At 63.9% G+C, this 22,842-nt stretch carries 25 protein-coding genes; 16 read left to right on the top strand and 9 right to left on the bottom strand.

Annotated elements, in window-relative coordinates:
- Positions 1 to 44: 44 nt before the first annotated feature.
- The 3 genes from ahpC to QTH97_RS13105 all read left to right on the top strand — a co-directional run bounded on the left by ahpC (position 45) and on the right by QTH97_RS13105 (position 2,883).
- Complete coding sequence (ahpC, locus tag QTH97_RS13115) at positions 45 to 617, top strand: alkyl hydroperoxide reductase subunit C (protein WP_286568589.1); 573 nt, start codon at positions 45 to 47, stop codon at positions 615 to 617.
- An 82-nt stretch (positions 618 to 699) separates the two neighbouring features.
- A complete protein-coding gene (gene ahpF, locus QTH97_RS13110) occupies positions 700 to 2,271 on the top strand; it encodes an alkyl hydroperoxide reductase subunit F (RefSeq protein ID WP_286568731.1) in 1,572 nt (523 codons plus the stop codon).
- Between the two features lie 90 nt (positions 2,272 to 2,361).
- Positions 2,362 to 2,883 (top strand): ATP-binding cassette domain-containing protein, encoded by a 522-nt coding sequence (locus tag QTH97_RS13105; RefSeq protein WP_353655629.1) that lies wholly within the window; start codon positions 2,362 to 2,364, stop codon positions 2,881 to 2,883.
- 281 nt (positions 2,884 to 3,164) lie between these two features.
- On the opposite strand, the gene ppsR is transcribed toward QTH97_RS13105, so the two are convergent.
- Positions 3,165 to 3,986: a posphoenolpyruvate synthetase regulatory kinase/phosphorylase PpsR gene (gene ppsR / locus QTH97_RS13100; RefSeq protein ID WP_286568730.1), complete on the bottom strand. Its 822-nt coding sequence runs from the start codon at positions 3,984 to 3,986 to the stop codon at positions 3,165 to 3,167.
- Positions 3,987 to 4,175: 189 nt separating this feature from the next.
- Here ppsR and ppsA point away from each other — a divergent pair, with 189 nt between their 5' ends.
- From ppsA to dnaB, 7 genes are all read left to right on the top strand, one after another.
- Positions 4,176 to 6,569, top strand: a complete 2,394-nt coding sequence (gene ppsA / locus QTH97_RS13095; protein ID WP_286568587.1) for a phosphoenolpyruvate synthase — start codon at positions 4,176 to 4,178, stop codon at positions 6,567 to 6,569.
- Positions 6,570 to 6,778: 209 nt separating this feature from the next.
- Entirely contained in the window at positions 6,779 to 7,297 is a 519-nt protein-coding gene (locus QTH97_RS13090) for a hypothetical protein (RefSeq protein WP_286568586.1), read from the top strand.
- 116 nt (positions 7,298 to 7,413) lie between these two features.
- Positions 7,414 to 7,788, top strand: a complete 375-nt coding sequence (gene rpsF / locus QTH97_RS13085; RefSeq protein ID WP_028253450.1) for a 30S ribosomal protein S6 — start codon at positions 7,414 to 7,416, stop codon at positions 7,786 to 7,788.
- Positions 7,789 to 7,792: 4 nt separating this feature from the next.
- A complete protein-coding gene (gene priB, locus QTH97_RS13080; RefSeq protein WP_286568585.1) occupies positions 7,793 to 8,095 on the top strand; it encodes a primosomal replication protein N in 303 nt (100 codons plus the stop codon).
- Positions 8,096 to 8,116: 21 nt separating this feature from the next.
- Entirely contained in the window at positions 8,117 to 8,398 is a 282-nt protein-coding gene (rpsR, locus tag QTH97_RS13075; RefSeq protein ID WP_007830781.1) for a 30S ribosomal protein S18, read from the top strand.
- A 13-nt stretch (positions 8,399 to 8,411) separates the two neighbouring features.
- Positions 8,412 to 8,864, top strand: a complete 453-nt coding sequence (gene rplI, locus QTH97_RS13070; protein ID WP_286568584.1) for a 50S ribosomal protein L9 — start codon at positions 8,412 to 8,414, stop codon at positions 8,862 to 8,864.
- Positions 8,865 to 9,034: 170 nt separating this feature from the next.
- Complete coding sequence (dnaB, locus tag QTH97_RS13065) at positions 9,035 to 10,438, top strand: replicative DNA helicase (protein WP_286568583.1); 1,404 nt, start codon at positions 9,035 to 9,037, stop codon at positions 10,436 to 10,438.
- Position 10,439: 1 nt separating this feature from the next.
- On the opposite strand, the gene QTH97_RS13060 is transcribed toward dnaB, so the two are convergent.
- The 7 genes from QTH97_RS13060 to QTH97_RS13030 form a co-directional block, all read right to left on the bottom strand.
- The gene (locus tag QTH97_RS13060) at positions 10,440 to 11,150 is read right to left on the bottom strand and encodes a helix-turn-helix transcriptional regulator (RefSeq protein WP_286568582.1); all 711 of its coding nucleotides are present in this window, start codon (positions 11,148 to 11,150) and stop codon (positions 10,440 to 10,442) included.
- Positions 11,151 to 11,159: 9 nt separating this feature from the next.
- The gene (locus tag QTH97_RS13055; protein ID WP_286568581.1) at positions 11,160 to 11,645 is read right to left on the bottom strand and encodes an MGMT family protein; all 486 of its coding nucleotides are present in this window, start codon (positions 11,643 to 11,645) and stop codon (positions 11,160 to 11,162) included.
- Between the two features lies 1 nt (position 11,646).
- Positions 11,647 to 12,114: a GyrI-like domain-containing protein gene (locus QTH97_RS13050; RefSeq protein WP_286568580.1), complete on the bottom strand. Its 468-nt coding sequence runs from the start codon at positions 12,112 to 12,114 to the stop codon at positions 11,647 to 11,649.
- An 18-nt stretch (positions 12,115 to 12,132) separates the two neighbouring features.
- A complete protein-coding gene (locus QTH97_RS13045; protein WP_286568579.1) occupies positions 12,133 to 12,582 on the bottom strand; it encodes an EVE domain-containing protein in 450 nt (149 codons plus the stop codon).
- Positions 12,583 to 12,708: 126 nt separating this feature from the next.
- On the bottom strand, positions 12,709 to 14,451 hold the full coding sequence (locus QTH97_RS13040) for a PhoH family protein (RefSeq protein ID WP_286568578.1): 1,743 nt from the start codon (positions 14,449 to 14,451) through the stop codon (positions 12,709 to 12,711).
- A 191-nt stretch (positions 14,452 to 14,642) separates the two neighbouring features.
- Positions 14,643 to 15,119: a peroxiredoxin gene (locus QTH97_RS13035; RefSeq protein WP_021006537.1), complete on the bottom strand. Its 477-nt coding sequence runs from the start codon at positions 15,117 to 15,119 to the stop codon at positions 14,643 to 14,645.
- A 120-nt stretch (positions 15,120 to 15,239) separates the two neighbouring features.
- Positions 15,240 to 15,626 (bottom strand): Mth938-like domain-containing protein, encoded by a 387-nt coding sequence (locus tag QTH97_RS13030; protein ID WP_286568576.1) that lies wholly within the window; start codon positions 15,624 to 15,626, stop codon positions 15,240 to 15,242.
- Positions 15,627 to 15,693: 67 nt separating this feature from the next.
- Here QTH97_RS13030 and QTH97_RS13025 point away from each other — a divergent pair, with 67 nt between their 5' ends.
- From QTH97_RS13025 to QTH97_RS13000, 6 genes are read left to right on the top strand one after another with little or no spacing between them, the layout of a single operon-like run.
- A complete protein-coding gene (locus QTH97_RS13025) occupies positions 15,694 to 16,917 on the top strand; it encodes a pyridoxal phosphate-dependent aminotransferase (RefSeq protein ID WP_286568575.1) in 1,224 nt (407 codons plus the stop codon).
- 44 nt (positions 16,918 to 16,961) lie between these two features.
- Positions 16,962 to 18,284 carry a homoserine dehydrogenase gene (locus QTH97_RS13020; protein WP_286568574.1) on the top strand — a complete coding sequence of 441 codons (1,323 nt, stop codon included), beginning with the start codon at positions 16,962 to 16,964 and terminating at the stop codon, positions 18,282 to 18,284.
- On the top strand, positions 18,284 to 19,699 hold the full coding sequence (gene thrC / locus QTH97_RS13015) for a threonine synthase (RefSeq protein ID WP_286568572.1): 1,416 nt from the start codon (positions 18,284 to 18,286) through the stop codon (positions 19,697 to 19,699). The genes QTH97_RS13020 and thrC overlap by 1 nt, the downstream gene beginning before the upstream one ends.
- Before the next feature lie 15 nt (positions 19,700 to 19,714).
- The gene (mobB, locus tag QTH97_RS13010) at positions 19,715 to 20,260 is read left to right on the top strand and encodes a molybdopterin-guanine dinucleotide biosynthesis protein B (protein WP_286568571.1); all 546 of its coding nucleotides are present in this window, start codon (positions 19,715 to 19,717) and stop codon (positions 20,258 to 20,260) included.
- Positions 20,253 to 21,500, top strand: a complete 1,248-nt coding sequence (locus tag QTH97_RS13005) for a molybdopterin molybdotransferase MoeA (protein ID WP_286568569.1) — start codon at positions 20,253 to 20,255, stop codon at positions 21,498 to 21,500. Before mobB ends, QTH97_RS13005 begins: the two co-directional genes overlap by 8 nt.
- A gap of 2 nt (positions 21,501 to 21,502) precedes the next feature.
- Positions 21,503 to 21,754, top strand: a complete 252-nt coding sequence (locus tag QTH97_RS13000) for a MoaD/ThiS family protein (protein ID WP_286568568.1) — start codon at positions 21,503 to 21,505, stop codon at positions 21,752 to 21,754.
- On the opposite strand, the gene dapA is transcribed toward QTH97_RS13000, so the two are convergent.
- A complete protein-coding gene (dapA, locus tag QTH97_RS12995; RefSeq protein WP_444813433.1) occupies positions 21,741 to 22,637 on the bottom strand; it encodes a 4-hydroxy-tetrahydrodipicolinate synthase in 897 nt (298 codons plus the stop codon). The two genes, QTH97_RS13000 and dapA, sit on opposite strands and share 14 nt — an antisense overlap.
- Positions 22,638 to 22,842: the final 205 nt, after the last annotated feature.

Raw genomic sequence — 22,842 nt, 5'->3', positions numbered from 1 at the left:
ACTAATGACTCGCTTTTTTCATCAGCCACCTAGGAATCCAACACATGTCCCTGATCAATACCGAAATCATCCCGTTCAAGGCCACCGCTTATCACAATGGCAAGTTCGTGCCTGTCAGCAACGAGAGCTTCAAGGGCAAGTGGTCTGTCGTCGTGTTCTACCCGGCTGACTTCACTTTCGTGTGCCCGACCGAACTCGGCGACCTTGCCGACCACTACGCAGAATTCCAGAAGCTGGGTGTCGAGGTGTATGGCGTGTCGACCGACACCCACTTCACGCACAAGGCATGGCACGACACCTCGGACACCATCGGCAAGGTCAAGTACCCGCTGATCGGCGACCCGAGCCAACAACTGGCACGCGCGTTCCAGGTCCTGATCGAAGAAGGTGAAGATGCAGGCCTCGCTTACCGCGGCACCTTCGTGATCGACCCCGAAGGCAAGATCAAGACCATCGAAGTGCACGACAACGGCATCGGCCGCGATGCCGCCGAACTGCTCCGCCGCGTGAAGGCTGCCCAGTACGTGGCTGCGCACCCGGGCGAAGTCTGCCCCGCCAAGTGGACCGAAGGCGCTGAAACGCTGAAGCCTTCGTTCGACCTGGTCGGCAAGATCTAAGCCGCCTCGTTCGCGCCACAGCCCGGGCGCCGTGAGCTCCCGGGCTTTTTTATTTCCATCGCATTCAAGAAGAGAGTTCACCATGCTCGACGCTGGCACCAAGACACAACTCAAAAGCTATCTCGACCGCATCACGCAGCCGATCGAGATCGTCGCGTCGCTCGACGACAGCAAGGCGTCGGGCGAGTTGCAGGCGCTGCTGAAGGATGTGGCCGAAACGTCGACGCTGGTCAAAGTCACCGAGAGCCGCGGCGACAACCATCGCAAGCCGTCGTTTTCGATCAATCGCCCGAGCGAAAACCATGGCCCGCGCTTCGCGGGCCTGCCGATGGGTCACGAGTTCACCTCGCTGGTGCTGGCGCTCTTGCAGGTCGGTGGCTACCCGCCCAAGGTCGACGAGGCGGTGCTGCAGCAGATCCGCTCGCTCGATGGCGATTTCGAGTTCGAGATCTACATCTCCCTGACCTGCCACAACTGCCCGGACGTCGTCCAGGCGCTGAACCTGATGGCGGTGCAGAACCCGCGCATCAAGACGACCATGATCGATGGTTCGCTGTTCCAGGACGAAATCAAGGAACGCCAGATCATGGCCGTGCCCACCGTGTTTCTGAACGGAACCGAGTTCGGCCAAGGCCGCATGAGCCTGGAGGAAATCCTCGCGAAGATCGATACCAGCGGAGTCGAGCGTGAGGCCAGGAAGATCGCCGGCAAGGATCCGTTCGACGTGCTCATCGTGGGCGGCGGACCTGCGGGTGCGGCGGCTGCCGTGTATGCCGCGCGCAAGGGCATCCGCACCGGCGTCGCATCGGAGCGCTTCGGCGGCCAGGTGCTCGACACCTTGGGCATCGAGAACTTCATCTCGATCAAGGAAACCGAAGGACCCAAGTTCGCGCTTGCGCTCGAGGAGCATGTGCGCGACTACGAGGTCGACATCATGAATCTGCAACGCGCCGCCGCGCTCGTGCCGGGCAAGGAGTTCATCGAGATCAAGCTGGAAAGCGGCGCCTCGCTGAAGAGCCGTTCGGTGGTGATCTCCACTGGCGCACGCTGGCGCAACATCAACGTGCCCGGCGAGCACGAGTACAAGAACAAGGGCGTGGCCTATTGCCCGCATTGCGATGGTCCGCTGTTCAAGGGCAAGCGCGTGGCGGTCATCGGCGGCGGCAACTCCGGCGTGGAGGCCGCGATCGATCTGGCAGGCATCGTGGGCCACGTGACCCTGATCGAGTACGACACGCAACTGCGCGCGGACGCCGTGCTGCAGCGCAAGCTGCACAGCTTGTCGAACGTCAAGGTCATCACCAATGCGCAGACAACGGAGATCACCGGGGACAAGCAGAAGGTCAACGGCCTGGTCTACAAGGACCGCGCAAGCGGCGAGAGCCAGACGGTTCCGCTCGAAGGCGTGTTCGTGCAGATCGGCCTGGTGCCCAACACCGACTGGCTCAAGGGCACGGTCGAGTTGTCGAAGCACGGCGAGATCATGGTCGATGCGAAGGGGCAGACCTCGGTGCCCGGCGTGTTCGCGGCTGGCGACGCGACGACGGCGCCGTTCAAGCAGATCATCATCGCGGCCGGCGACGGCGCGAAGGCCGCGCTGAGCGCCTTCGATCATCTGATCCGCACCTCGGCGCCGGCGGAAGAGACCGCCTGATTGTTGATCGCCCCCAACCCTTGCGGACCGGCGGAGCCGGTTCTACGGGGGGGGGGTGGGGGTCTGCGGTCTGCCAGTCCTTGAATTTTGTTGGCCTTGATCATCGAGGCGCTGGCCCAGCGTCGCGCACTGATGCCGCACGAGAGCGCGGTGGCCTTCGACTTCACCGCGCAGGAAATCGTCGCGCTGGGCCGTTTTCCGCATCGATGGACGCCGAGCCGCAACGAAGACGCGATCATCGAAGCCGCCATGGCGCTGACCGACGTGTCGGCGCTAGCGCCGCGCGTGCTCAACACCCTGTCGGGTGGCGAGAAGTCGCGCGTGCAGATGGCGCGCGCACAGGCGCAACTGTGGGAGGCCAGGCCCGATGGCAGCGCCCGTCGGCTCCTGCTGGACGAGCCGACCGCCGCGCTCGACCTGGCGCACCGACACGCCGCGATGCGTCTGTTGCGAGACTGGGCAGGGCAGGGCGTTGGCGTGATCGCGGTGCTGCACGACCTCAACCTGGCGCGCCGTTACGCCGACGACGTGGTGGTGCTGTGCGGCGGCGGAGCAGTCCACCAGGGCTCGTCGGCGCAGGTCCTGCAGCCAGCATTGATCGAGCGCGTCTGATCCATGCCCTGCCAGCCCGTGACAGCAGCCGACGGCACAACCCAATACCTCTTCGCATAGTCGAGCCACCAGTGCGGCGCAGTCAGGCCCTTTCGCAAAACACCGCGGAACCGCTTCGCCGGCCCGCCGGTGTTGCCCCCGGCACGGGGAAGCGGCTACACGCAGTGAGCAAGCCTGGGGGCGAGCTCAGAAACACCGCGGAACCGGCTTCGCCGGGCCGCCGGTGTTGCCCCCGGCAGGGGGTGGGCGGCTACACGCAGTGAGCAAGCCTGGGGGCGAGCTCAATACGTCAGCCTTTCGGGCCGAAGCTCCTGCAGGATCGTCGTCGCAATCTCCTCGATCGACTTGGTCGTCGTCGACAGCCAGCGGATGCCGGCGCGACGCATCATCGCCTCGGCTTCGCTGACCTCGTGGCGGCAGTTTTCGAGGCTCGCGTAGCGCGAGTCCGGCCGCCGTTCGTTACGGATTTCGCTCAGGCGCTCCGGCTGGATCGTGAGTCCGAAGATCTTCTTGCGATGCGGCATCAGCGCCGGCGGCAGTTGGCGGCGGTCGAAATCCTCGGGAATCAACGGATAGTTCGCCGCCTTCAGGCCGTGTTGCATCGCGAGGTACAGCGAGGTCGGCGTCTTCCCGCTGCGGCTCACGCCGACCAGGATCACGTCCGCGCCATCGAGATCGCGATTGCTCTGGCCATCGTCGTGCGCCAGGCTGAAATCGATGGCCTGGATCCGGGCGTTGTATTCCTTGCTCTTGCTGACATCGCTGAAACGGCCGATGCGATGGTTGGACTTCATCGCCAGCTCGATTTCCAGCGGTCGCACGAAAGTGCCGAACATGTCCAGCAGCATGCCCTTGCAGCCGGTTTCGATCACCTCCAGGACTTCCATGTTCGCCAGCGTCGTGAAGACGATAGGGCGCAGCCCCTCGATTTCTGCCGTGTGATTGATCCGTCGGACCGCCTGGTGGGCCTTGTCGACCGTGTCGGTGAAAGGCAGCCGTACGTGGCGGGGCTTCATTTCGAATTGGGCGAGAACGGCGTTACCGAAGGTTTCGGCGGTGATACCCGTTCCGTCGGAGACGAAGAAAACAGTGCGCGTGTGCATGATGTGGCGGCCTTGTCCTGCGGCACGCCGAACCGGGGCGCGCCTACAATTCGGCCCATTATCGGGAATGCCATCCGCCATATCCCGCCCCAATCTTTCCATGCACCTCCCGCCAACGCCCAGAACAAGAAGAATGATCGCGTTGCGCCGCCTGCATGAAGCATCGGTTTCAACTTCTGGAGCTTTCCCATGTCTGCACTCTTCGAAGCGACCGCCCTGGTCGTACCGTTCGAAAACCTGAGGATGACCGACGTCGAGTCGGTCGGCGGCAAGAACGCCAGCCTCGGCGAGATGATTTCCCAGTTGCCCGAGGGCGTACGCGTTCCCACGGGATTCGCGACCACGGCCCACGCGTTCCGGCAGTTCCTCGCCCATGACGGTCTGGCCGACAAGATCAGCGCCAGGCTCGCGAAGCTCGACACGGAGGACGTTCGAGCCCTCGCAGCCGCTGGCGCCGAGATTCGCGCGATGGTCGAGGCGCAGCCCTTCCCGGACGATCTCCAAAAGGCGATCCAGCGCGCCTTTGCAACGCTTTCGGCAGGCAATCCCCAGGCCAGCTTTGCGGTTCGTTCTTCGGCCACTGCGGAGGACTTGCCGGACGCATCCTTCGCAGGGCAGCAGGAAACCTTCCTCAACGTCGTCGGTATCGACGACGTGCTGCACAAGATGAAAGAGGTGTTCGCCTCGCTCTATAACGACCGCGCCATCAGCTACCGCGTCCACAAGGGCTTCGCGCACGACGTGGTGGCTCTGTCGGCCGGCGTCCAGCGCATGGTGCGCAGTGACCTCGGCGCAGCCGGCGTGATGTTCACCATCGACACCGAGTCGGGTTTCGAGGACGTGGTTTTCATCACGTCGAGCTACGGCCTGGGCGAAACGGTGGTCCAGGGCGCGGTGAACCCCGACGAGTTCTACGTGCACAAGCCGACGCTCAAGGCCGGCAAGCGCGCCGTGATCCGCCGCAATCTCGGCTCCAAGCTGATCCAGATGGAGTTCGCGACGGCCGAGGAAAAGGCTGCGAGCGGCAAGCTCGTCAAGACCACCGACGTTCCGACCGAACACCGCAACCGCTATTCGCTGAGCGACGCCGATGTCGAGCAGCTTGCCAAGTACGCGCTCGTGATCGAGGAGCACTACGGCCGTCCGATGGACATCGAATGGGGCAAGGACGGCACCGACGGTCAGCTCTACATCCTGCAGGCGCGCCCCGAAACGGTGAAGAGCCAGCAGCAGGGCAAGGCCGAGCAGCGCTACAAGCTGCTCGGCAAGGGCGCAGTGCTGGCAGAGGGCCGTGCGATCGGGCAGAAGATCGGGACCGGACCCGTGCGCCTCGTCCACAGCATCAGCGAAATGGACAAGGTGCAGGCAGGCGACGTGCTTGTGACCGACATGACCGACCCGAACTGGGAGCCGGTAATGAAGCGCGCAGCAGCCATCGTCACCAACCGCGGCGGGCGCACCTGCCACGCGGCGATCATCGCCCGCGAGCTGGGCATTCCGGCGGTCGTGGGCTGCGGGGATGCGACGGATCTGCTCAAGGACGGCACGCTCGTGACCGTGAGCTGCGCCGAAGGCGACACCGGCTTCATCTACGACGGCTTGCTCGAGACGGAAGTGACGGAAGTCACGCGAGGCGAGATGCCCGAGATCGACCTCAAGGTCATGATGAACGTGGGCAACCCCCAGCTCGCCTTCGACTTTGCCCAGCTACCGAACCACGGCGTGGGTCTCGCGCGCCTGGAGTTCATCATCAACAACAACATCGGCGTCCACCCGAAGGCGATCCTCGACTACCCCAATGTCGACGCGGACCTGAAGAAGGCAGTGGAGTCGGTTGCGCGCGGCCACGCGTCCCCGAGAGCGTTCTATGTCGACAAGGTGGCCGAGGGCATCGCGACGATCGGTGCGGCCTTCTGGCCCAAGGCGGTGATCGTGCGCCTGTCCGACTTCAAGTCGAATGAGTACCGCAAGCTGATCGGCGGCAGCCGCTACGAGCCCGAGGAAGAAAACCCGATGCTCGGCTTCCGCGGTGCGGCGCGCTACCTCAGCAAGGATTTCGGCGAGGCGTTTGCCATGGAGTGCGAAGCGCTCAAGCGCGTACGCAACGAGATGGGCCTGACCAACGTGCAGATCATGGTGCCTTTCGTGCGCACGCTGGGGCAAGCCGAGCGCGTGACGAGCCTGCTCGGCGAGCACGGCCTGAAGCGCGGCGAAAACGAGCTCAAGCTGATCATGATGTGCGAGGTGCCGAGCAACGCGATCCTGCCCGAGGAGTTCCTGAAGTACTTCGACGGCTTCTCGATCGGCTCCAACGACCTGACCCAGCTCACGCTGGGACTGGACCGCGATTCCGGCCTTGAACTGCTCGCCGCGGATTTCGACGAGCGCGATCCGGCCGTCAAGGCGCTTCTTGCGCGCGTGATCAAGGCCTGCAAGGAGCAAGGCAAATACGTGGGCATTTGCGGGCAGGGTCCCAGCGATCATCCGGACTTCGCACTCTGGCTGGCCGAGCAGGGCATCGAATCAATCTCCCTCAATCCGGACAGCGTGATCGACACCTGGCAGCAGCTCGCGAAGCGATGATGCGAGGGGCGCGGCGGAGCCTTGTCACCGCCGCGCAACGACTTTGTTCACGCCCGAGGCCGTAATCCCCGTGTCAGCTTGGTGTATTTGCAACCAAATGAATCTTTGGTGTCAAACTCGCCAACTACAGGGGGACGCAACCTCGAGAGCGTGCACATTGGTCGCACGCCAGCCTCGAAGGCGCTCTGGACGTCCGCGTCGAGGAACACATGATTCTTGTCAAGACAGAAGCAGGGCATCTGGCCCTCAAGGAGCGATCCGTGCGGTTGACGCCGCGGCAACGCTCGGCATTCATCCTGTTCGACGGAAAACGCTCGGTACACGACGTGCTTGAAGCCGGCATGGGCATTGCGCGCGAGGACATCGAGCAGATGGTCGAGCTTGGTTTGCTCGGGCAAGTGGGCGGATCGGCCGACGCAGCCAACGCGGCGGCGGTCGCAAGGCCGCCCGCGCCGGACACGCCCGTGAATGCGCCGTCAACGGCGCCTACGCCGCCACAACCCGTTTCCCAGCCATTGAATTCAGGGCGTCCGAGCCAGCAGCGCTACAAGGACGCCTACCCGCTAGCCACGCAACTGACCGGGGGCCTCGGATTGCGGGGCTTCAGGCTCAATCTGTCGGTCGAAGGAACCTCGACATACGAGGAACTCGTCGAACTCCTCCCCAAGATTCGGGCTGCGGTTGGTCCGGAGAAGGTGGCCGCCCTGGAACTCGCCCTGCTCGGCTGATCCGCAGCGCGCGAACATTCGCCTTCTGCCTGCTATAATTTCCGGCTTTGCCTTGCCACACCGCGCCGACGCTGCGGGTGGCTTATCCCTTCCACGGAAGATCCACAAGGAGTGCCATGCGTCACTACGAAATCATTTTGCTGATCCACCCGGATCAGAGCGAGCAAGTTCCGGCCATGCTGGAGCGCTACAAGGGCCTGATCACGGCCGGCGGCGGCAAGGTCCACCGTGTCGAAGACTGGGGTCGCCGTCAACTGGCTTACCAGATCAACAAGCTCAACAAGGCGCACTACCTGTGCGTGAACATCGAGGCTGAACAAGCCGTGATGGCCGAGCTCGAGCATGCCTTCAAGTTCAACGACGCCGTTCTGCGCCACCTCACCGTGGTCAAGAAGAAGGCTGACACCGGTCCTTCGTCGATGATGAAGACGGTCGAGCGCGAAGAGGCCCGCAAGGCTCAGCAGGCCGAATACGCCGCCAACAACAACTGATGGTGTGAGTGCTGCCGCAGCCAATCAGCTCGTGCTGACTGCCTGCGTCGCCGAACTCGGAGCCCTGCGTTTCACACCTGCCGGATTGCCCGCCGTCGACCTGAGACTCGAACACGAGTCGACAGTCTCCGAGGCGGGACAGCCCAGGCAGATCAAGGCGGCCGTCAAGGCCGTGGCGTTCGGCGCAGTGGCCGAGCGACTCGCAAGGCAGGCGTTGGGAAGTCTCTGGCGTTTCCAGGGATTCCTTGCCACCCCGGGCAACGGCAAGCATCCGGTTCTGCACATCCAGGATTTTCAGCAAGATTAATTTTCGACAAGAGGTCCCCCAATGGCCACGTTCAAGAAATTCAACAAAGACAAGCGCCCGAAGCGCAATACCCAGTCGCTGCTGTTCAAGCGCAAGCGCTTCTGCCGCTTCACCGTCGCCGGCGTCGAAGAAATCGACTACAAGGACATCGACACCCTGCGCGATTTCATCAGCGAAAACGGCAAGATCATTCCCGCACGCCTGACCGGCACGCGCGCGATCTATCAGCGCCAGCTCAACACCGCGATCAAGCGTGCACGCTTCCTCGCGATGGTGCCGTACAGCGACCAACACCGCGTCTAAGGAGCCAGACACCATGCAAGTCATTCTTCTGGACAAAGTCGTCAACCTCGGCGTGCTCGGCGAGATCGTCAAGGTCAAAGACGGCTACGCACGCAATTTCCTGATTCCGTCGGGTCGCGCACGCCGCGCCACCGAAGCCAACAAGGCCGAATTCGAAGCCAAGCGCGTCGAACTCGAAAAGGCTGCGGCCGCCAAGCTGGCCGAATCGCAAGCCCAGGGCGAAAAGCTCGGCGGCACGACCGTCAAGCTGACGCAGAAGGCCGGCGTCGATGGCCGTCTGTTCGGCTCGGTTACCAACCACGACATCGCCGAAGAGCTGAACAAGCAAGGCTACAAGGTTGCGAAGTCTCAGGTGCGCATGCCCAACGGCCCGATCAAGGTCGTCGGCGACAGCACCGTCAGCGTTGCACTGCACACCGACGTGGTGGTTGAAATCACCGTGACGGTGTACGGCGAAAGCGCCTGATCACCCAGCGCGCTTCGTGCGCGTCAGAAAAGCCGCCTTCGGGCGGCTTTTGTTTTTTTGGCCAGCCGGTTGTCCCGCGTGATGCACCGGAAGATCACCGTTTATTCACAGCCTTGTCCACGTGACGTCGCACGTCGCGCGGCTTAGCATGCAAGGTTGCAAGGAGCTTCATGTCCGCCGTCTTTTCCTACGCCGATAACGACCCGTCCGCTGATCGCCAGATCGCGCAGTTGCGCATCCCCCCACATTCGATCGAAGCCGAATCGAGCGTTCTCGGCGGTCTTCTGCTCGACAACGGTGCCTGGGACCGCATGGGCGATGTGGTGGTGGACAGCGATTTCTATCGCCACGAACACAAGCTGATCTATGCGGCTATCGGCACGCTGGTCAACGCCAGCAAGCCCGCGGACGTGATCACGGTGTACGAGCAATTGCAGAACCTCGGCAAAGCCGAGGAGATCGGCGGCCTCGCCTATCTGAACTCGCTGGCGCAGTACGTGCCGAGCGCGAGCAATATCCGGCGCTACGCGGAAATCGTGCGCGAACGTTCGATCCTGCGCAAGCTCGTGAGTGCGAGCGACGAGATCGCCACCAATGCCTTCAATACGCAGGGCAAGGCGGTCGACAAGATCCTCGACGAGGCAGAGCAGAAGATCTTCAACATCGGTGAAGAAGGCACCCGGATGAAGCAGGGCTTCCAGGGCATGGATTCCCTGGTGGTGGAATTGCTGGACCGGGTGACGGAGATGGCGGAGAACCCCAACGACATCACCGGGGTGCGCACGGGCTTCTACGAATTCGACAAGATGACTTCGGGCCTGCAGCCGGGCGACATGATCGTGCTGGCTGCGCGTCCGTCGATGGGAAAGACCTCGCTGGCGATCAATATCGCCGAGCACGTCGCCCTCAACGAAGGTTTGCCGGTCGCCGTGTTCTCGATGGAAATGGGTGCGTCGCAACTTGCGGTGCGTATCGTGGGCTCGATCGGGCGCATCGACCAGGGGCATCTGCGGACCGGCAAGCTGACCGACGAGGAATGGCCGCGCCTGACCGAGGCGATCGAGAAGTTGCGCAACGTGTCGCTGCACATCGACGAGACGCCCGGCCTCACCACGAGCGAGCTGCGTGCGAATTCCCGACGTTTGGCCCGGCAGTACGGGAAACTCGGCCTGATCGTGGTCGACTATCTCCAGCTGATGAGCACGTCGTCCAGCATGAACGACGAGAACCGCGCCACGGCCGTGGGCGAAATCTCTCGCGGATTGAAGATGCTCGCCAAGGAACTCAAGTGCCCGGTGATCGCGCTGTCGCAGCTCAGCCGTGGAGTGGAAAGCCGCACCGACAAGCGCCCCATGATGAGCGACTTGCGCGAATCCGGCGCCATCGAGCAGGATGCCGACATCATCATGTTCATCTACCGCGACGACTACTACGACAAGAACAGCAAGGAACCGGGCGTGGCTGAAGTGATCATCAGCAAGCATCGCAATGGCCCGACGGGCACGGTCAAGCTGGCGTTTCTCAAGCCGCTCACCAAGTTCGAGAATCTCGCTGGTGGCGGCTCCGATTTCTGACCTATGACTTCTGCGGAGAATCGTATTGCCGCGATTCTTCCTGCAAGCGCCGAAGCAGCTCGGCCAGCGTCTTGCCGGGTTCGTCCCGGAAGCGCTCGGGCAGGACTTCGATCTGGTCGACGCGGTCGATCCTGAAGCCGCGAAAGTCCTGCCGCAGTTCGCACCACGCGGAAAAGGTCCAGACCTTTCCCCAATAGAAGCAGCCGAGCGGCCGGACGACGCGCCGGCTCTGGGCGCCGTTGACGTCGCGATAGTCCATGCGCAGCTTCTGGCGTGATTGCACGGCTTCGCGCAAGGTCTGCAGGCGGGCGCGCGTTCCGTCGTCGAGCGCGTAGGCCGGAGCGTAGAGCGCCAGGCTCTCCGCCGAAACCCGAGCCGCTGGCGACAGCACCGACAGGATCTTGCACAGCGCAGTCTCGATGTCCCGCGCCATCGCGGGATCGACCCAGCTTTGCGCCATGCGCGCCGACGCCACCAACGCCGCCGCCTCATCCTGCGTGAACATCAGTGGCGGTACGTCAAAGCCCGCGCCGATTCGATAGCCCACGCCGGCCTCGCCCTCGATGGGCACGCCCTGGCGCTGGAGGTCCGCCACGTCGCGGTACACCGTTCGATCCGATACCTCCAGGCGCTGCGCCAGGAAAGTGGCGGTCGTGAGCCGCCTCCCGCGAATGAGCTGGACGATCTGGAACAAGCGGTCTGCGCGGCGCATGAGGGGAGATTAGCGCCCAATGAGCTTCTTCTCGAAGTCCTCGACGAAAAAGCGCCGTCCGCGTTGGACCACGGTGTGCCCTTCGGATTCGAGCCGTTGCATGAGTTCATCGAGGCCGCCTGGGTACTTGAGGTTGAGCTCGCCATCGGCCTTCAGGGTGCGCCAGTAAGGCGTGATGTTCGAGTGGCCGGCCTGCCGATCTTCGGCGGCGGCTTGGGCTGCCATGCTCGCGAAGATGGCCGTGGTCACCGTGCAGCCGATCGTGGTGCCGTGCTGTCGGGCCAGTTGCTGTCCGATGCCGAAGACCGTGACCAGCCGTCCCTCCGGCACGCGCTTCATGGCTTCGTCGACTTCGCGAGGGGAGGGCGTCACGATCGTTCCCGGACCGTGGCGCTGCCGCATGCGCTCCGGAATCTGCTTGATCTCGGGCAGCCTCGGATAGCCAGCGAGCCTCTCTCGCCAGCTTTTGGCATTCTTCGCGATAGCCGAACCCATGTCAGTCCAATTCGACTCCGATGTGGATGGCGACCTGCTCCGGACCGCTGTAGGCCTCGAAGTCGCTCCGGTAGCGGCGCTTGATGTCGGGGCGCGCCTCGAAATACTGCCAGATCGCCTTCCACACGGCGAGCACCATCTGCGGCATTTCGCCTTGCCCGGTGAAGACCAGGTAGTCGCCGCCCTCGATCCTGATGGCCGACGGCCCGTCCGATACCGCGACGCCGGTCGTGATATCGAATGCGCCGTGCGCGTCTGCCTCGTAGGCGGAGTACACACCAAAGAGCCGCATGTCGTTGATCCTATGCGGCGTTTTTTCATAGACGCGCTCGTCGAAAAAGCGATCCCACAGCGCCCCGATCTGTGCAGCATCCGGATCGCTCTCGTGGCGCTGGGTCGTCCGCGCGGTGACGCCGGAGACGTTGAAGGCATCGAGGCGTCGAAGCTGGGGCTGTGATTCAGTTTGCATGTTTCGCTCCATTTGAAATCAGAGGGCGAGGGCCTGGGAATCGGCATTCATCGCGCCAGCGATCAGGCGGATGTCGTGCTCGTTGACTTCGAACAAGCCGAATCGGAACTTGTAGCCCCACCGCTTGGGGTCCTCGACGAAGTCGAATCGGTCGATCAGGGGAAGGATCGGCGCCTCGGTCGCGACCGCATAGCGCACATCGCGGCGCCATGGGACAAAGCCATTGCCCATGTCCGCTTCGTAAGGCTCGTCGCCGTGCACGACGCCGATCGAGACGAAGCTTTGGAGTTTGTCCCGCCCGCCCAGTGCAGTGGCGGGTGCGTAGTAAGCCACGCGGTCGCCCTCGGCAATCCGCTTCAAGGGTGCGGGCTTGCCGTGGCCGACCTGCATGAAGCCACCCTCCGGGTTGTCACGCCCACGACGGGCATGTTCGGCGCTGGCGACTGCGATCCAATTTCTGCGGTTCATGCCCGCATGCTGCGCGAGGCCTACTGACAACGTCCTGTCAGCAGCCTGCGGCTGATCCCGAAATGGCGCGGCAAAGCGCAGCGAACGTCCGTTCGTGAGCTGCCGCGGAAAAACCTCGCGGGGAGGCTAAAGCACTTCGCTGGCGAAGTCCGCCAGGCGTGAGCGTTCGCCGCGCGCCAGCGTGATGTGACCGCTGTGCGGCCAACCCTTGAACTTGTCGACCGCGAAAGTGAGGCCGGAAGAGCCTTCCGTCAGGTAGGGCGTATCGATCTGTGCCAGGTTGCCCATGCAGATGATCTTGGTGCCCGGACCTGCGCGGGTGACCAGCGTCTTCATTTGCTTGGGCGTCAGGTTCTGCGCTTCGTCGATGATCACGTACTTGTTAAGGAAGGTACGCCCGCGCATGAAGTTCATGCTCTTGATCTTGATCTTGCTGCGGATCAGCTCGTTGGTCGCCGCGCGCCCCCATTCGCCTGCGCCGCCGCTGTCGCCCTTGGCGAGGAACTCGAGGTTGTCGTCGAGAGCGCCCATCCACGGGCCCATTTTTTCCTCTTCCGTGCCGGGCAGGAACCCGATGTCCTCACCCACGCTCACGGTGGCGCGGGTCATGATGATTTCGGTGTAGCGACGGTCGTCGAGCACCTGCGTCAGGCCGGAAGCCAGCGCCATCAGCGTCTTGCCGGTGCCGGCGGTCCCAGTCAAGGTGACGAAGTCGACATCCGGATCCATGAGCAGGTTCATCGCAAAGTTCTGCTCCCGGTTGCGGGTGTTCACACCCCACACGGCATTCTTCACCGAGCCGTAGTCCTTCAGCGTCTTGAGAACGGCCGTCTTGTCGCGGATTTCGGTCACGCGTGCATACATGCTCGGCTCGCCGGGTGCCTCGAAATAGACGAATTGATTGATGTAGAGGTTGGGCACGATCGGACCGCTGATCCGGTAGAAGGTGCTGCTGCCGCTCTGCCAGCTTTCGACCGTCTTGCTCTGGCGCGTCCAGAAGTCGGCGGGCAGGGCGAGCGAGCCAGAGTAGAGGAGGTCGCCATCCTCGAGCGTCTTGTCGTTCTGGTAGTCGTCGGCGGCCAGGCCCAGTGCGCGCGCCTTGACGCGCATGTTGATGTCTTTCGACACCAGCACCACTTCCTGCTTCGCGCGGCCGGGCGCGTCCGTCGCGTAGAGATCTCGCAGGGCCTGGACGACGCCCAGGATCTGGTTGTCGGCCTTGCCTTGCGGCAGGCTGGTGGGCAGCGTGTAGTCCAGCGGCGCAGTCTGGAAGAACAACTTGCCGCCGGCCTCGCGATGACCGGTGGTATCGAGCTTCAGCCCCTTGCCGATGTCGGCGCCTTGGGCCGCTGCGAGTGCATCGAGCGTTCGGCTGGTCTGGCGGCCGTTTCGCGCGACTTCCGTCGTGCCCTTTTTGTGGCCATCGAGTTCTTCCAGCACGATCATCGGCAGGAAGATGTCGTGCTCCTCGAAGCGGAACAGGCACATCGGGTCGTGCAGCAGCACGTTCGTGTCAAGGACGAAAAGCTTGGCCGGGCCGTTGGATTTGCTGCGTTTGGCGCGCGGCTGGCTTTGCGGCGCTGCTGCCGGAGCGCTCACGCGGGCCTCGCGACGGACGGGCGGCGCCTCGGGCACCGCTGGCGCCGGTGCTTTTGCCTTCGGCGCAACCGGCGCCTCGACAGCGCCGCCGGCTTCCGCGGCATGGCGGTCGAACAATTCGAGCGGTCGGGTCCCGTTCGACCCGGCGTCTTCGGTTCTGCGATCAGACGAGCGTCGGCCGCTTCTTCCGTGCGAAGAACGGGCGGGCGCGTCGTGCGCGTCCGGCGAAAGCAATGCGGCGCGTTTCGTGGGGGCGGGAGGCAAGGGCATGGATCGGTTCGCTCGCAAAAAGAAAGGGGCCAGAAAGCGAAAAAGCCGCCTGAAGACCAGGGCGGCTTTGTTCGGTGGATGCGGTCGTGGAGCTCAACGGCATTGGGCCATTATGCACATCAGGTGTGTCGCATCCGGTGTTCGTTGCGCGTCACCAACGGGATTGCGCAAAACCTCACACACTTCACAGTTCAAGCGGCTTTCTTGAGCGCCTTGACTGCCTTCAGCACGTCGTCCACATGGCCGGGCACCTTCAGGCCGCGCCATTCAGCCTTCAGCACGCCATCGGCGCCGATCAGGAAGGTGCTGCGCTCGATGCCCTTGACCTTCTTGCCGTACATGATCTTGTTCTTGACCACGCCGAACATGTGGCACATCTTTTCTTCGGTGTCGGCGATCAGTTCGAAGGGGAGTTCGAGCTTGGCCTTGAATTCATCGTGCGACTTCATGTTGTCGCGAGAAACGCCGAAGACGGTGGCGCCAGCCTTTTCGAAGTCCTTGTAGCGGTCTCGAAACTGCATCGCTTCCGTGGTGCAACCTGGCGTGTTGTCCTTGGGGTAGAAGTACATGACCAGCACGTGGCCAAGATGCGAGGTGTTCGAAACCTTGAGACCGCCGGTGGCATTGGCGTCGAATTCGGGAATGGGTTTGTTGACAACGATCGCCATGAAACTTGTTTTCTCCGTTTGATTCCATGCCCGATCCGGTCGGGTTCATGAAGGATTGGTCGTTGCTAACTGAGGGCGGGCCGCCGGTTTGCAACCCGCGATTTTACCCCGAAATGACTCTTACTGCCCAGCAACCGGGCTCTCGATGAGAAGCGCGGCCACCACGTGACGGCCTTCGCTCGCGAGGATGTTGTAGGTGCGGCACGCCGCGGGCGTGTCCATCGTCTCGACACCGGTGCGTTGCGCCATCAAAAGCTGAAGCCAGGCCGGTTGCGGAAAACGGATGCGCGCGCCGCTGCCGAAGATGATCAGTTCGGCCCCCAGCGAGGCGAGTCGCGCGAAATGCTCGGCGCCGATGTCGTCGAAGCGGGAGCAATTCCACTCGAAGCGCTCGCCGCGCGAGCCGACCACCACGCTCGATTCGACCCGTTCGTTGTTGATGGCCACCCAGCCGGGGCCGTGTGCAGTGAGTGTCTGGACGTCGGATTTGTCGGGCTGGAGCTTCATCTGGAGGGGGTGGGAACTGTGGTCAAATTATAGGTTTTCCCCCTGCGCAGACCCCCTTGGAGGGACTTTGAAACCGCTCAAGAAATCGGCCAAGCTGGCCAACGTGCTCTACGACATCCGCGGCCCGATCATGGACGCCGCGAAGCAGATGGAGGAAGAGGGCCAGAAGATCATCAAGCTCAACATCGGCAATCTCGCCGTGTTCGGCTTCGATGCACCGGAAGAGGTCCAGCAGGACATGATCCGCAACTTGCCGGCGTCGGCGGGCTATTCGGACAGCAAGGGCATCTTCGCGGCACGGAAGGCGGTGATGCACGAGACCCAGAAGCAGGGCATCGCGGGTGTCACGCTCGACGACATCTACCTCGGCAACGGCGCCAGCGAACTGATCGCGATGGCCACGAACGCGCTGCTCAACGACGGCGACGAACTGCTGCTGCCAGCACCCGACTACCCGCTGTGGACGGCGGTGGCGAGCCTCTCCGGCGGCAGGCCGGTGCACTACCTGTGCGACGAGGACAACGGATGGATGCCGAACCTCGACGACATTCGCTCCAAGATCTCTCCCCGCACCAAGGGCATCGTCGTCATCAATCCCAACAACCCGACGGGCGCGCTGTATTCGGACGAACTGCTGAAGGGCATCGTTGCGATCGCACGCGAGCACGGACTGGTGATCTTCGCCGACGAGGTCTATGACAAGGTGCTGTACGACGGCGTCAGGCACACCGCGATCGCCAGCCTCTCGAAGGACGTGCTCACGCTCACCTTCAACTCGCTGTCGAAGAGCTACCGCTCGTGCGGCTATCGCGCCGGCTGGCTCGTCGTGTCGGGCGACAAGAAGATGGCGCGGGACTACATCGAGGGTCTGAACATGCTCTCGAACATGCGCCTGTGCGCCAACGTGCCGGGCCAGTGGGCGATCCAGACCGCGCTGGGCGGCTACCAGAGCATCAATGACCTTGTGGGGCCTGGCGGTCGCCTGCGCAGGCAGCGTGACCTGGCCTACGAACTCATCACCGCGATTCCGGGCGTGAGCTGCGTCAAGCCCAGTGCAGCGCTCTACATGTTCCCGAAGCTCGACCCCAAGGTCTACCCCATCGACGACGACCGTCAGTTCTTCCTCGAATTGCTCAAGGAGACGAAGGTGATGCTGGTGCAGGGCACCGGCTTCAACTGGGCGACGCCGGACCACTTCCGCATCGTGTTCCTTCCCCATGAAGAAGACCTGCGCGAGGCGGTTGCGCGCATCGCCGGCTTCCTCGAACGCTACCGAAACCGTATCGCCTGAGCCCGCGTGGCCTTCAGGATCCATTGCTCTAGAAGACGAATCCCATGAAACCCATCCAAGTTGGCCTGCTCGGCATCGGCACGGTCGGTAGCGGCACTTTCAAGGTGCTCCAGCGCAACCAGGAAGAAATCAAGCGCCGCGCGGGCCGCGGCATCGAGATCACGATGGTCGCCGACCTCGATACGGCGCGCGCGAGGGAAGTGGTCGGCGACGGCGTCCAGGTCGTCGACGACGCACGCGCCGTCATCGCCAATCCGGACATCGACATCGTGGTCGAACTGATCGGCGGCTATGGCATCGCCAAGCAACTGGTGCTCGAGGCTATTGCGGCCGGCAAGCACGTGGTCACCGCCAACAAGGCGCTGCTTGCGGTGCATGGCACCGAAATCTTCGCGGCCGCGCATGCCAAAGGCGTGATGGTGGCGTTCGAGGCCGCAGTCGCAGGTGGCATCCCGATCATCAAGGCGCTGCGCGAAGGCCTCACGGCCAACAGCATCCAGTGGATCGCGGGCATCATCAACGGCACCACCAACTTCATCCTGTCGGAGATGCGGGACAAGGGCCTGGATTTCGACACCGTGCTGAAAGAAGCGCAACGCCTGGGCTACGCCGAAGCCGACCCGACCTTCGACATCGAAGGCGTCGACGCCGCGCACAAGGTCACGCTGATGAGCGCCATCGCATTCGGCATCCCGGTGCAGTTCGACAAGGCGCATGTCGAGGGCATCACCAAGCTCGCGGCGCAGGACATCAAGTATGCCGAGCAACTCGGCTACCGCATCAAGCTGCTGGGCGTGACCAAGCGCAAGGCGCAGGGTATCGAGCTGCGCGTGCATCCCTCGCTGGTCCCGTCCAAGCGGTTGCTCGCGAATGTCGAAGGCGCGATGAACGCAGTGGTGGTCAATGGCGATGCCGTTGGCACCACGCTGTACTACGGCAAGGGCGCCGGAAGCGAGCCGACCGCCAGCGCGGTGATCGCCGACCTGGTCGATATCGCCCGCCTGCACACCGCCGATGCGGCGCACCGCGTTCCGCACCTGGCCTTCCATCCCGACGCCATGAGCGACCTGAAGGTCCTGCCGATGGCCGAGGTGGTGACCAGCTATTACCTGCGCCTGCGCGTGGCCGACGAGGCCGGGGTGCTGGCCAAGGTGACGGGCCTGCTCGCCAGCGCCGGCATCAGCATCGATGCAGTGCTGCAGCGCGAAGCCGACGAAGTGGGCGGCGAAGGCTCGACGCAGACCGACCTGATCATCCTCACGCACGACACGCGCGAAGGCACGCTGGACGACGCGCTCGCCCAACTGCAGGCTTTGCCCACGGTGCTGGCGCCGATCGTGCGTCTTCGCAAGGAAGAGCTGTCCTGATGCGCTACCTTTCCACGCGCGGCCACCCGGACCGCCGCCGCTTCTGCGAGATCCTGCTGGAAGGCCTTGCGCCCGACGGCGGCCTGTACCTGCCCGTGCAATACCCCCAGATCGACGCGGCCACGCTGGCGAAGTGGCGCGGGCTTTCCTACGCCGAGTTGGCGTTCGAGATCCTCTCGCTCTACATCGACGACATCCCGCCTGCCGACCTGAAGGCAATCTGCGCCAAGACGTACACCGCCGAGGTGTTCGGCACTTCCGAGATCGTGCCGCTGCGCGAGCTGGAAGATGGTGTCTATCTTCAAGCGCTGTCCAACGGCCCGACGCTCGCTTTCAAGGACATGGCGATGCAGTTGCTCGGCAACCTGTTCGAGTACGAACTGGCCCGCCGTGGCGAAGAACTCAACATCCTCGGCGCGACCAGCGGCGACACCGGCAGCGCCGCCGAGTACGCGATGCGCGGCAAAAAGGGCGTGCGCGTCTTCATGACCTCGCCGGACGGACGCATGAGCCCGTTCCAGCAGGCGCAGATGTTCAGCCTGCAGGACGCGAATATCCACAACATCGCGATCGCCGGTGTGTTCGACGATTGCCAGGACATCGTGAAGGCGGTGTCGAACGACCTGACCTTCAAGCGCAAGTACAAGATCGGCACGGTCAACTCGATCAACTGGGCGCGCCTGCTGGCGCAGGTCGTCTACTACTTCGCCGGCTACTTTCAAGCCACCGGCAGCGACGACAAGCAGGTGAGCTTCACCGTGCCTTCCGGCAATTTCGGCAACGTCTGCGCCGGCCATGTGGCGCGCATGATGGGCCTGCCGATTCGCACGCTGGTGGTCGCCACCAACGAGAACGACGTGCTCGATGAGTTCTTTCGCACTGGCGTCTACCGGGTGCGCTCCTCGGCCGACACGCACGAGACGTCGAGCCCGTCAATGGACATTTCCAAGGCGAGCAATTTCGAACGCTTCGTGTTCGACCTGGTCGGCCGCGACGCCGCGAAGGCGCGTGGACTGTTCGAGGATGAACTCGGCCGCGAGGGCCGATTCGACCTGAGCAAGGATCCGGTCTTCGTGCAGGCTGCGACGCACTTCGGCTTCGCCAGCAGCAGCAGCACGCATGCCGACCGGCTCGCCACCATCCGGGATACCGACAAGCGTTTTGCGACCTTGATCGATACCCACACCGCCGACGGCCTGAAGGCCGCACGCGAGCATCTGGTGTCGGGCGTGCCCATGATCGTCCTGGAAACCGCGCTGCCCATCAAGTTCGCCGAGACGATCGTCGAGGCGCTGGGCCACGAGCCGGAACGTCCCGCGCGCTTCGAGGGCATCGAAGCGCTCCCCAAGCGCGTCGTCAAGCTGCCGGCCGATGCCGAAGCGGTCAAGGCCTACATTGCGCAGCACTGCGACTGATACGGTAGGCGGCGCATGAAAGTCATCGGCTTCGCCGGTTACTCGGGTGCGGGAAAGACGACGCTGGTCGAGCGGCTGATTCCCGCGCTCAAGCTTCACGGGCTGCGCGTCTCGGTGGTCAAGCACGCGCACCACAAGTTCGACATCGACCATCCCGGCAAGGACACCTACCGCCACCGCGAGGCAGGCGCCTTCGAAGTGGTGGTCGCATCGGACAAACGGCTCGCGCTGATCCGCGAGTTCGAGCGGCCGACGCACCTCGACGTGCACCAACTCGTCGCCGAACTCGATGCCGGCGTCGACTGGGTCCTGGTCGAGGGCTTCAAGCACAGCGATTTGCGCAAGATCGAGATCTGGCGTGCGGCCGCGGAAGGCGAGGCGCCCCGACCTGCGCGCTATGTCGACGACAAATTCATCGATGCCATCGCAACAGACGAACCGCGCAGCCTGCCGTTGCCGACCGACCTGCCGATCTTTGACCTCGACGACGTCGATGGCATCGTCGCCTGGCTGCTGCTGAATGCCGAACGTTTCGACTACAAGGTGAAGCACCATGGCTAGCACTTCCCCGCGTCCTCCCCTGATGGCTCTCGATGAGGCGTTGTCTCGATTGCTCGCCGCCGCAACGCCGAAGGTTGGCGTCGAAAGCGTATCCACTTTCGAGGCGGACGGCCGCGTGCTGGCCCAGGACGTCGTGTCGGTGCTCACCGTGCCGCCGCGCGACAACAGCTCGATGGATGGCTATGCAGTCCGGGTCGCCGATTGTGGCGCGCCGGGCGCGGTGCTCCGGGTGACGCAGCGCATCCCGGCCGGCACCGTGGGCACGCCGCTCGCAGCCGGCACTGCAGCCCGCATCTTTACCGGCGCGCAAATCCCCGAAGGCGCCGATGCGGTCGTGATGCAGGAAGACACGAGCGCACTGCCCGAGGAAGGCAACCTGGGCAGCGTGCGCATCGACATCGCGCCCGCCATGGGCCAGTGGATTCGCCGTGCCGGCGAAGACGTTGCCGCTGGCGACATCGTGCTGTCGACGGGCGAGCGTCTCACTCCCGCCGGGTTGGGCCTGGCTGCCAGTGTCGGCCTGGCCCAGCTTCAGGTTTCGAAGCGGCCTCGCGTTGCACTGCTGTCGACCGGCGACGAGCTCGTGATGCCCGGCGAAGTGGCGCCGGAGGCGATGAAGCCGGGCTCGATCTACAACTCCAACCGCTTCTTCATGCGCGCATTGCTCCAGCGGCTCGGATGCGAGGTCAACGATCTCGGCATCGTGCCGGACCGGCGCGACGCCACGATCGAGGCATTGCGCGCCGCCTCCCTGAGCAACGACCTGATCATCACCACGGGCGGAGTTTCGGTCGGCGAGGAAGACCACATCAAGGCTGCCGTCGAGCACCTGGGGCAACTCGATTTGTGGTCTCTGTCGATGAAGCCGGGCAAGCCCTTTGCCTACGGCCGGATCGGCGACGCGCATCTCACCGGCCTGCCCGGGAACCCCGTGTCGAGCTTCCTGACCTTCCTGCTGCTCGTGCGACCGTTCCTGCTCACTTTGCAGGGCGCAGCGCGCGTGGCGCCGCAAGCGATACCGATGCGCGCCGATTTCGACTGGCCGCGCGCCGATCGCCGTCGCGAGTTCCTGCGCGCACGGCGCAATGCGGCGGGCGGGCTCGATGTGTTCGCCAACCAAAGCTCCGGCGTGTTGACGTCCACGGTCTGGGGCGATGGTGTGATCGACACGCCCGCCGGCCAGCCGTTCAAGGCCGGCGACACCGTGCAGTTCATTCCTTTTGCCTTGCTGCTGGCCTGAGCATGAAGATCAACGTCCGCTACTTTGCCTCGGTGCGCGAAGCCCTCGGGACGGGCGGTGAAGCGGTGGAAACCGCCGCCGCCGACCTCGGCGCACTGCGCGATGAATTGATCGCACGTGGCGAACCGCACGCCAGCGTGCTGGCGCGCGGCCGGGCCGTGCGCATGGCGCTCGACCAGGTGATGAGCAGCGAAGGCGCCGTGCTGCGCGATGGCAGCGAGGTCGCCTTCTTTCCGCCCGTCACGGGCGGCTGAGCCCGGCCTGGATTCGCAGCAAGCGCTCGCGGAGCTCATCTGAGGCGCGCGTCATCGGCGCTCGCAATTCGTCCTGCATCAAGCCGTCATTGGCAAGAACGGCCTTCAGTGGACCGGGGTTGGCGTCGCCAAAAAGCGCTTCGATCAGAGGCAGCAAGGGTTGCCACTGCGCACGGGCCTCCCCCAGCCTGCCTTCCTGAAGCAACCGCAGGATGGTCACGAATCGCTCGGTCTGCAGGTGCGCACTGGCCGCGATGGCGCCGGCGCCGCCTTCGGCCACCGTGCTGAACATCTGCGCGTCTTCGCCTGCCAGCACCTGGAGTCGACCGTCTGTGATCAGCGCTCGGGTCTTGGCCATGTCGCCGCCGCAGTCCTTGATGGCGCGGATGCGCGGGTGGCCTGCGAGCGCGAGCAGTGTTTCGCGCGCCATGGAACTGCCGGTGCGGTAGGGAATGTCGTAGATCAGCAGCGGCACTGCGCTGGCGTCGGCGATCTCGCGGAACCAATCGACGAGCCCCGCCTGCGACGGCCGAATGTAGCTGGGTGCGGGCACGAGCAGCGCGGCCAACTCGTGATTGCCCAGCACGCGCACCCACTCGAGCGTCTTGCCGAGGTGATAGCCCGAGATGCCCAGGATGCGCGGCAACGACGGCGCGGCCCTGGCGACGGTATCGAGCACCGCCAATTGCTCGTCGCTGTCGAGCGCGGCTGCTTCGCCCGTCGAACCGCAGGCGACGAAGCCTGTGATGCCGGTAGGCGCGAGTCGCTCGACCAGCCGGGCGAGGGCAGGATGGTCGACCGCTCCGTCACGAAAGGGCGTCACGAGCGGAATCCAGAGGCCCGAGAAGTCGGGGGAGGGGGAGTGTGTGTCTTGCACGCGGATTTCCTTTCAGGAATCGACCGATGGAAGTACCACCGTCGCATGCGCGCGCAACCAGCTTCGACCCGGGCCTTGCAGTTCCGTCGCTCATCCGACGACGGAACCGAAGCTCCGGTCAGACGAGCTTGGGTTTTTTGGCCTTGCCCAGCAGGCGCGGGCAGGCCGATTCTTCGCGAGAAGAAAGTGGGCGTTGCAGGGCACTGGCAGG

The organism is Variovorax gracilis, from assembly GCF_030317115.1.
Taxonomy (GTDB): domain Bacteria; phylum Pseudomonadota; class Gammaproteobacteria; order Burkholderiales; family Burkholderiaceae_C; genus Variovorax; species Variovorax gracilis.
The sequence above is the reverse complement of the archived record's forward strand: the minus strand, read 5'-3'. Positions and strand labels throughout refer to the sequence as shown.

What these genes read in the sequence shown, in the direction of transcription:
- ahpC (WP_286568589.1), top strand. Translation starts at nt 45, where the DNA reads ATGTCCCTGATCAATACCGAAATCATCCCGTTCAAGGCCACCGCTTAT.
- ahpF (WP_286568731.1), top strand. Translation starts at nt 700, where the DNA reads ATGCTCGACGCTGGCACCAAGACACAACTCAAAAGCTATCTCGACCGC.
- ppsR (WP_286568730.1), bottom strand. Translation starts at nt 3,986, where the DNA reads ATGCACACGCGCACTGTTTTCTTCGTCTCCGACGGAACGGGTATCACC.
- ppsA (WP_286568587.1), top strand. Translation starts at nt 4,176, where the DNA reads ATGTCTGCACTCTTCGAAGCGACCGCCCTGGTCGTACCGTTCGAAAAC.
- QTH97_RS13090 (WP_286568586.1), top strand. Translation starts at nt 6,779, where the DNA reads ATGATTCTTGTCAAGACAGAAGCAGGGCATCTGGCCCTCAAGGAGCGA.
- rpsF (WP_028253450.1), top strand. Translation starts at nt 7,414, where the DNA reads ATGCGTCACTACGAAATCATTTTGCTGATCCACCCGGATCAGAGCGAG.
- rpsR (WP_007830781.1), top strand. Translation starts at nt 8,117, where the DNA reads ATGGCCACGTTCAAGAAATTCAACAAAGACAAGCGCCCGAAGCGCAAT.
- rplI (WP_286568584.1), top strand. Translation starts at nt 8,412, where the DNA reads ATGCAAGTCATTCTTCTGGACAAAGTCGTCAACCTCGGCGTGCTCGGC.
- dnaB (WP_286568583.1), top strand. Translation starts at nt 9,035, where the DNA reads ATGTCCGCCGTCTTTTCCTACGCCGATAACGACCCGTCCGCTGATCGC.
- QTH97_RS13060 (WP_286568582.1), bottom strand. Translation starts at nt 11,150, where the DNA reads ATGCGCCGCGCAGACCGCTTGTTCCAGATCGTCCAGCTCATTCGCGGG.
- QTH97_RS13055 (WP_286568581.1), bottom strand. Translation starts at nt 11,645, where the DNA reads ATGGGTTCGGCTATCGCGAAGAATGCCAAAAGCTGGCGAGAGAGGCTC.
- QTH97_RS13050 (WP_286568580.1), bottom strand. Translation starts at nt 12,114, where the DNA reads ATGCAAACTGAATCACAGCCCCAGCTTCGACGCCTCGATGCCTTCAAC.
- QTH97_RS13045 (WP_286568579.1), bottom strand. Translation starts at nt 12,582, where the DNA reads ATGAACCGCAGAAATTGGATCGCAGTCGCCAGCGCCGAACATGCCCGT.
- QTH97_RS13040 (WP_286568578.1), bottom strand. Translation starts at nt 14,451, where the DNA reads ATGCCCTTGCCTCCCGCCCCCACGAAACGCGCCGCATTGCTTTCGCCG.
- QTH97_RS13035 (WP_021006537.1), bottom strand. Translation starts at nt 15,119, where the DNA reads ATGGCGATCGTTGTCAACAAACCCATTCCCGAATTCGACGCCAATGCC.
- QTH97_RS13030 (WP_286568576.1), bottom strand. Translation starts at nt 15,626, where the DNA reads ATGAAGCTCCAGCCCGACAAATCCGACGTCCAGACACTCACTGCACAC.
- QTH97_RS13020 (WP_286568574.1), top strand. Translation starts at nt 16,962, where the DNA reads ATGAAACCCATCCAAGTTGGCCTGCTCGGCATCGGCACGGTCGGTAGC.
- thrC (WP_286568572.1), top strand. Translation starts at nt 18,284, where the DNA reads ATGCGCTACCTTTCCACGCGCGGCCACCCGGACCGCCGCCGCTTCTGC.
- mobB (WP_286568571.1), top strand. Translation starts at nt 19,715, where the DNA reads ATGAAAGTCATCGGCTTCGCCGGTTACTCGGGTGCGGGAAAGACGACG.
- QTH97_RS13005 (WP_286568569.1), top strand. Translation starts at nt 20,253, where the DNA reads ATGGCTAGCACTTCCCCGCGTCCTCCCCTGATGGCTCTCGATGAGGCG.
- QTH97_RS13000 (WP_286568568.1), top strand. Translation starts at nt 21,503, where the DNA reads ATGAAGATCAACGTCCGCTACTTTGCCTCGGTGCGCGAAGCCCTCGGG.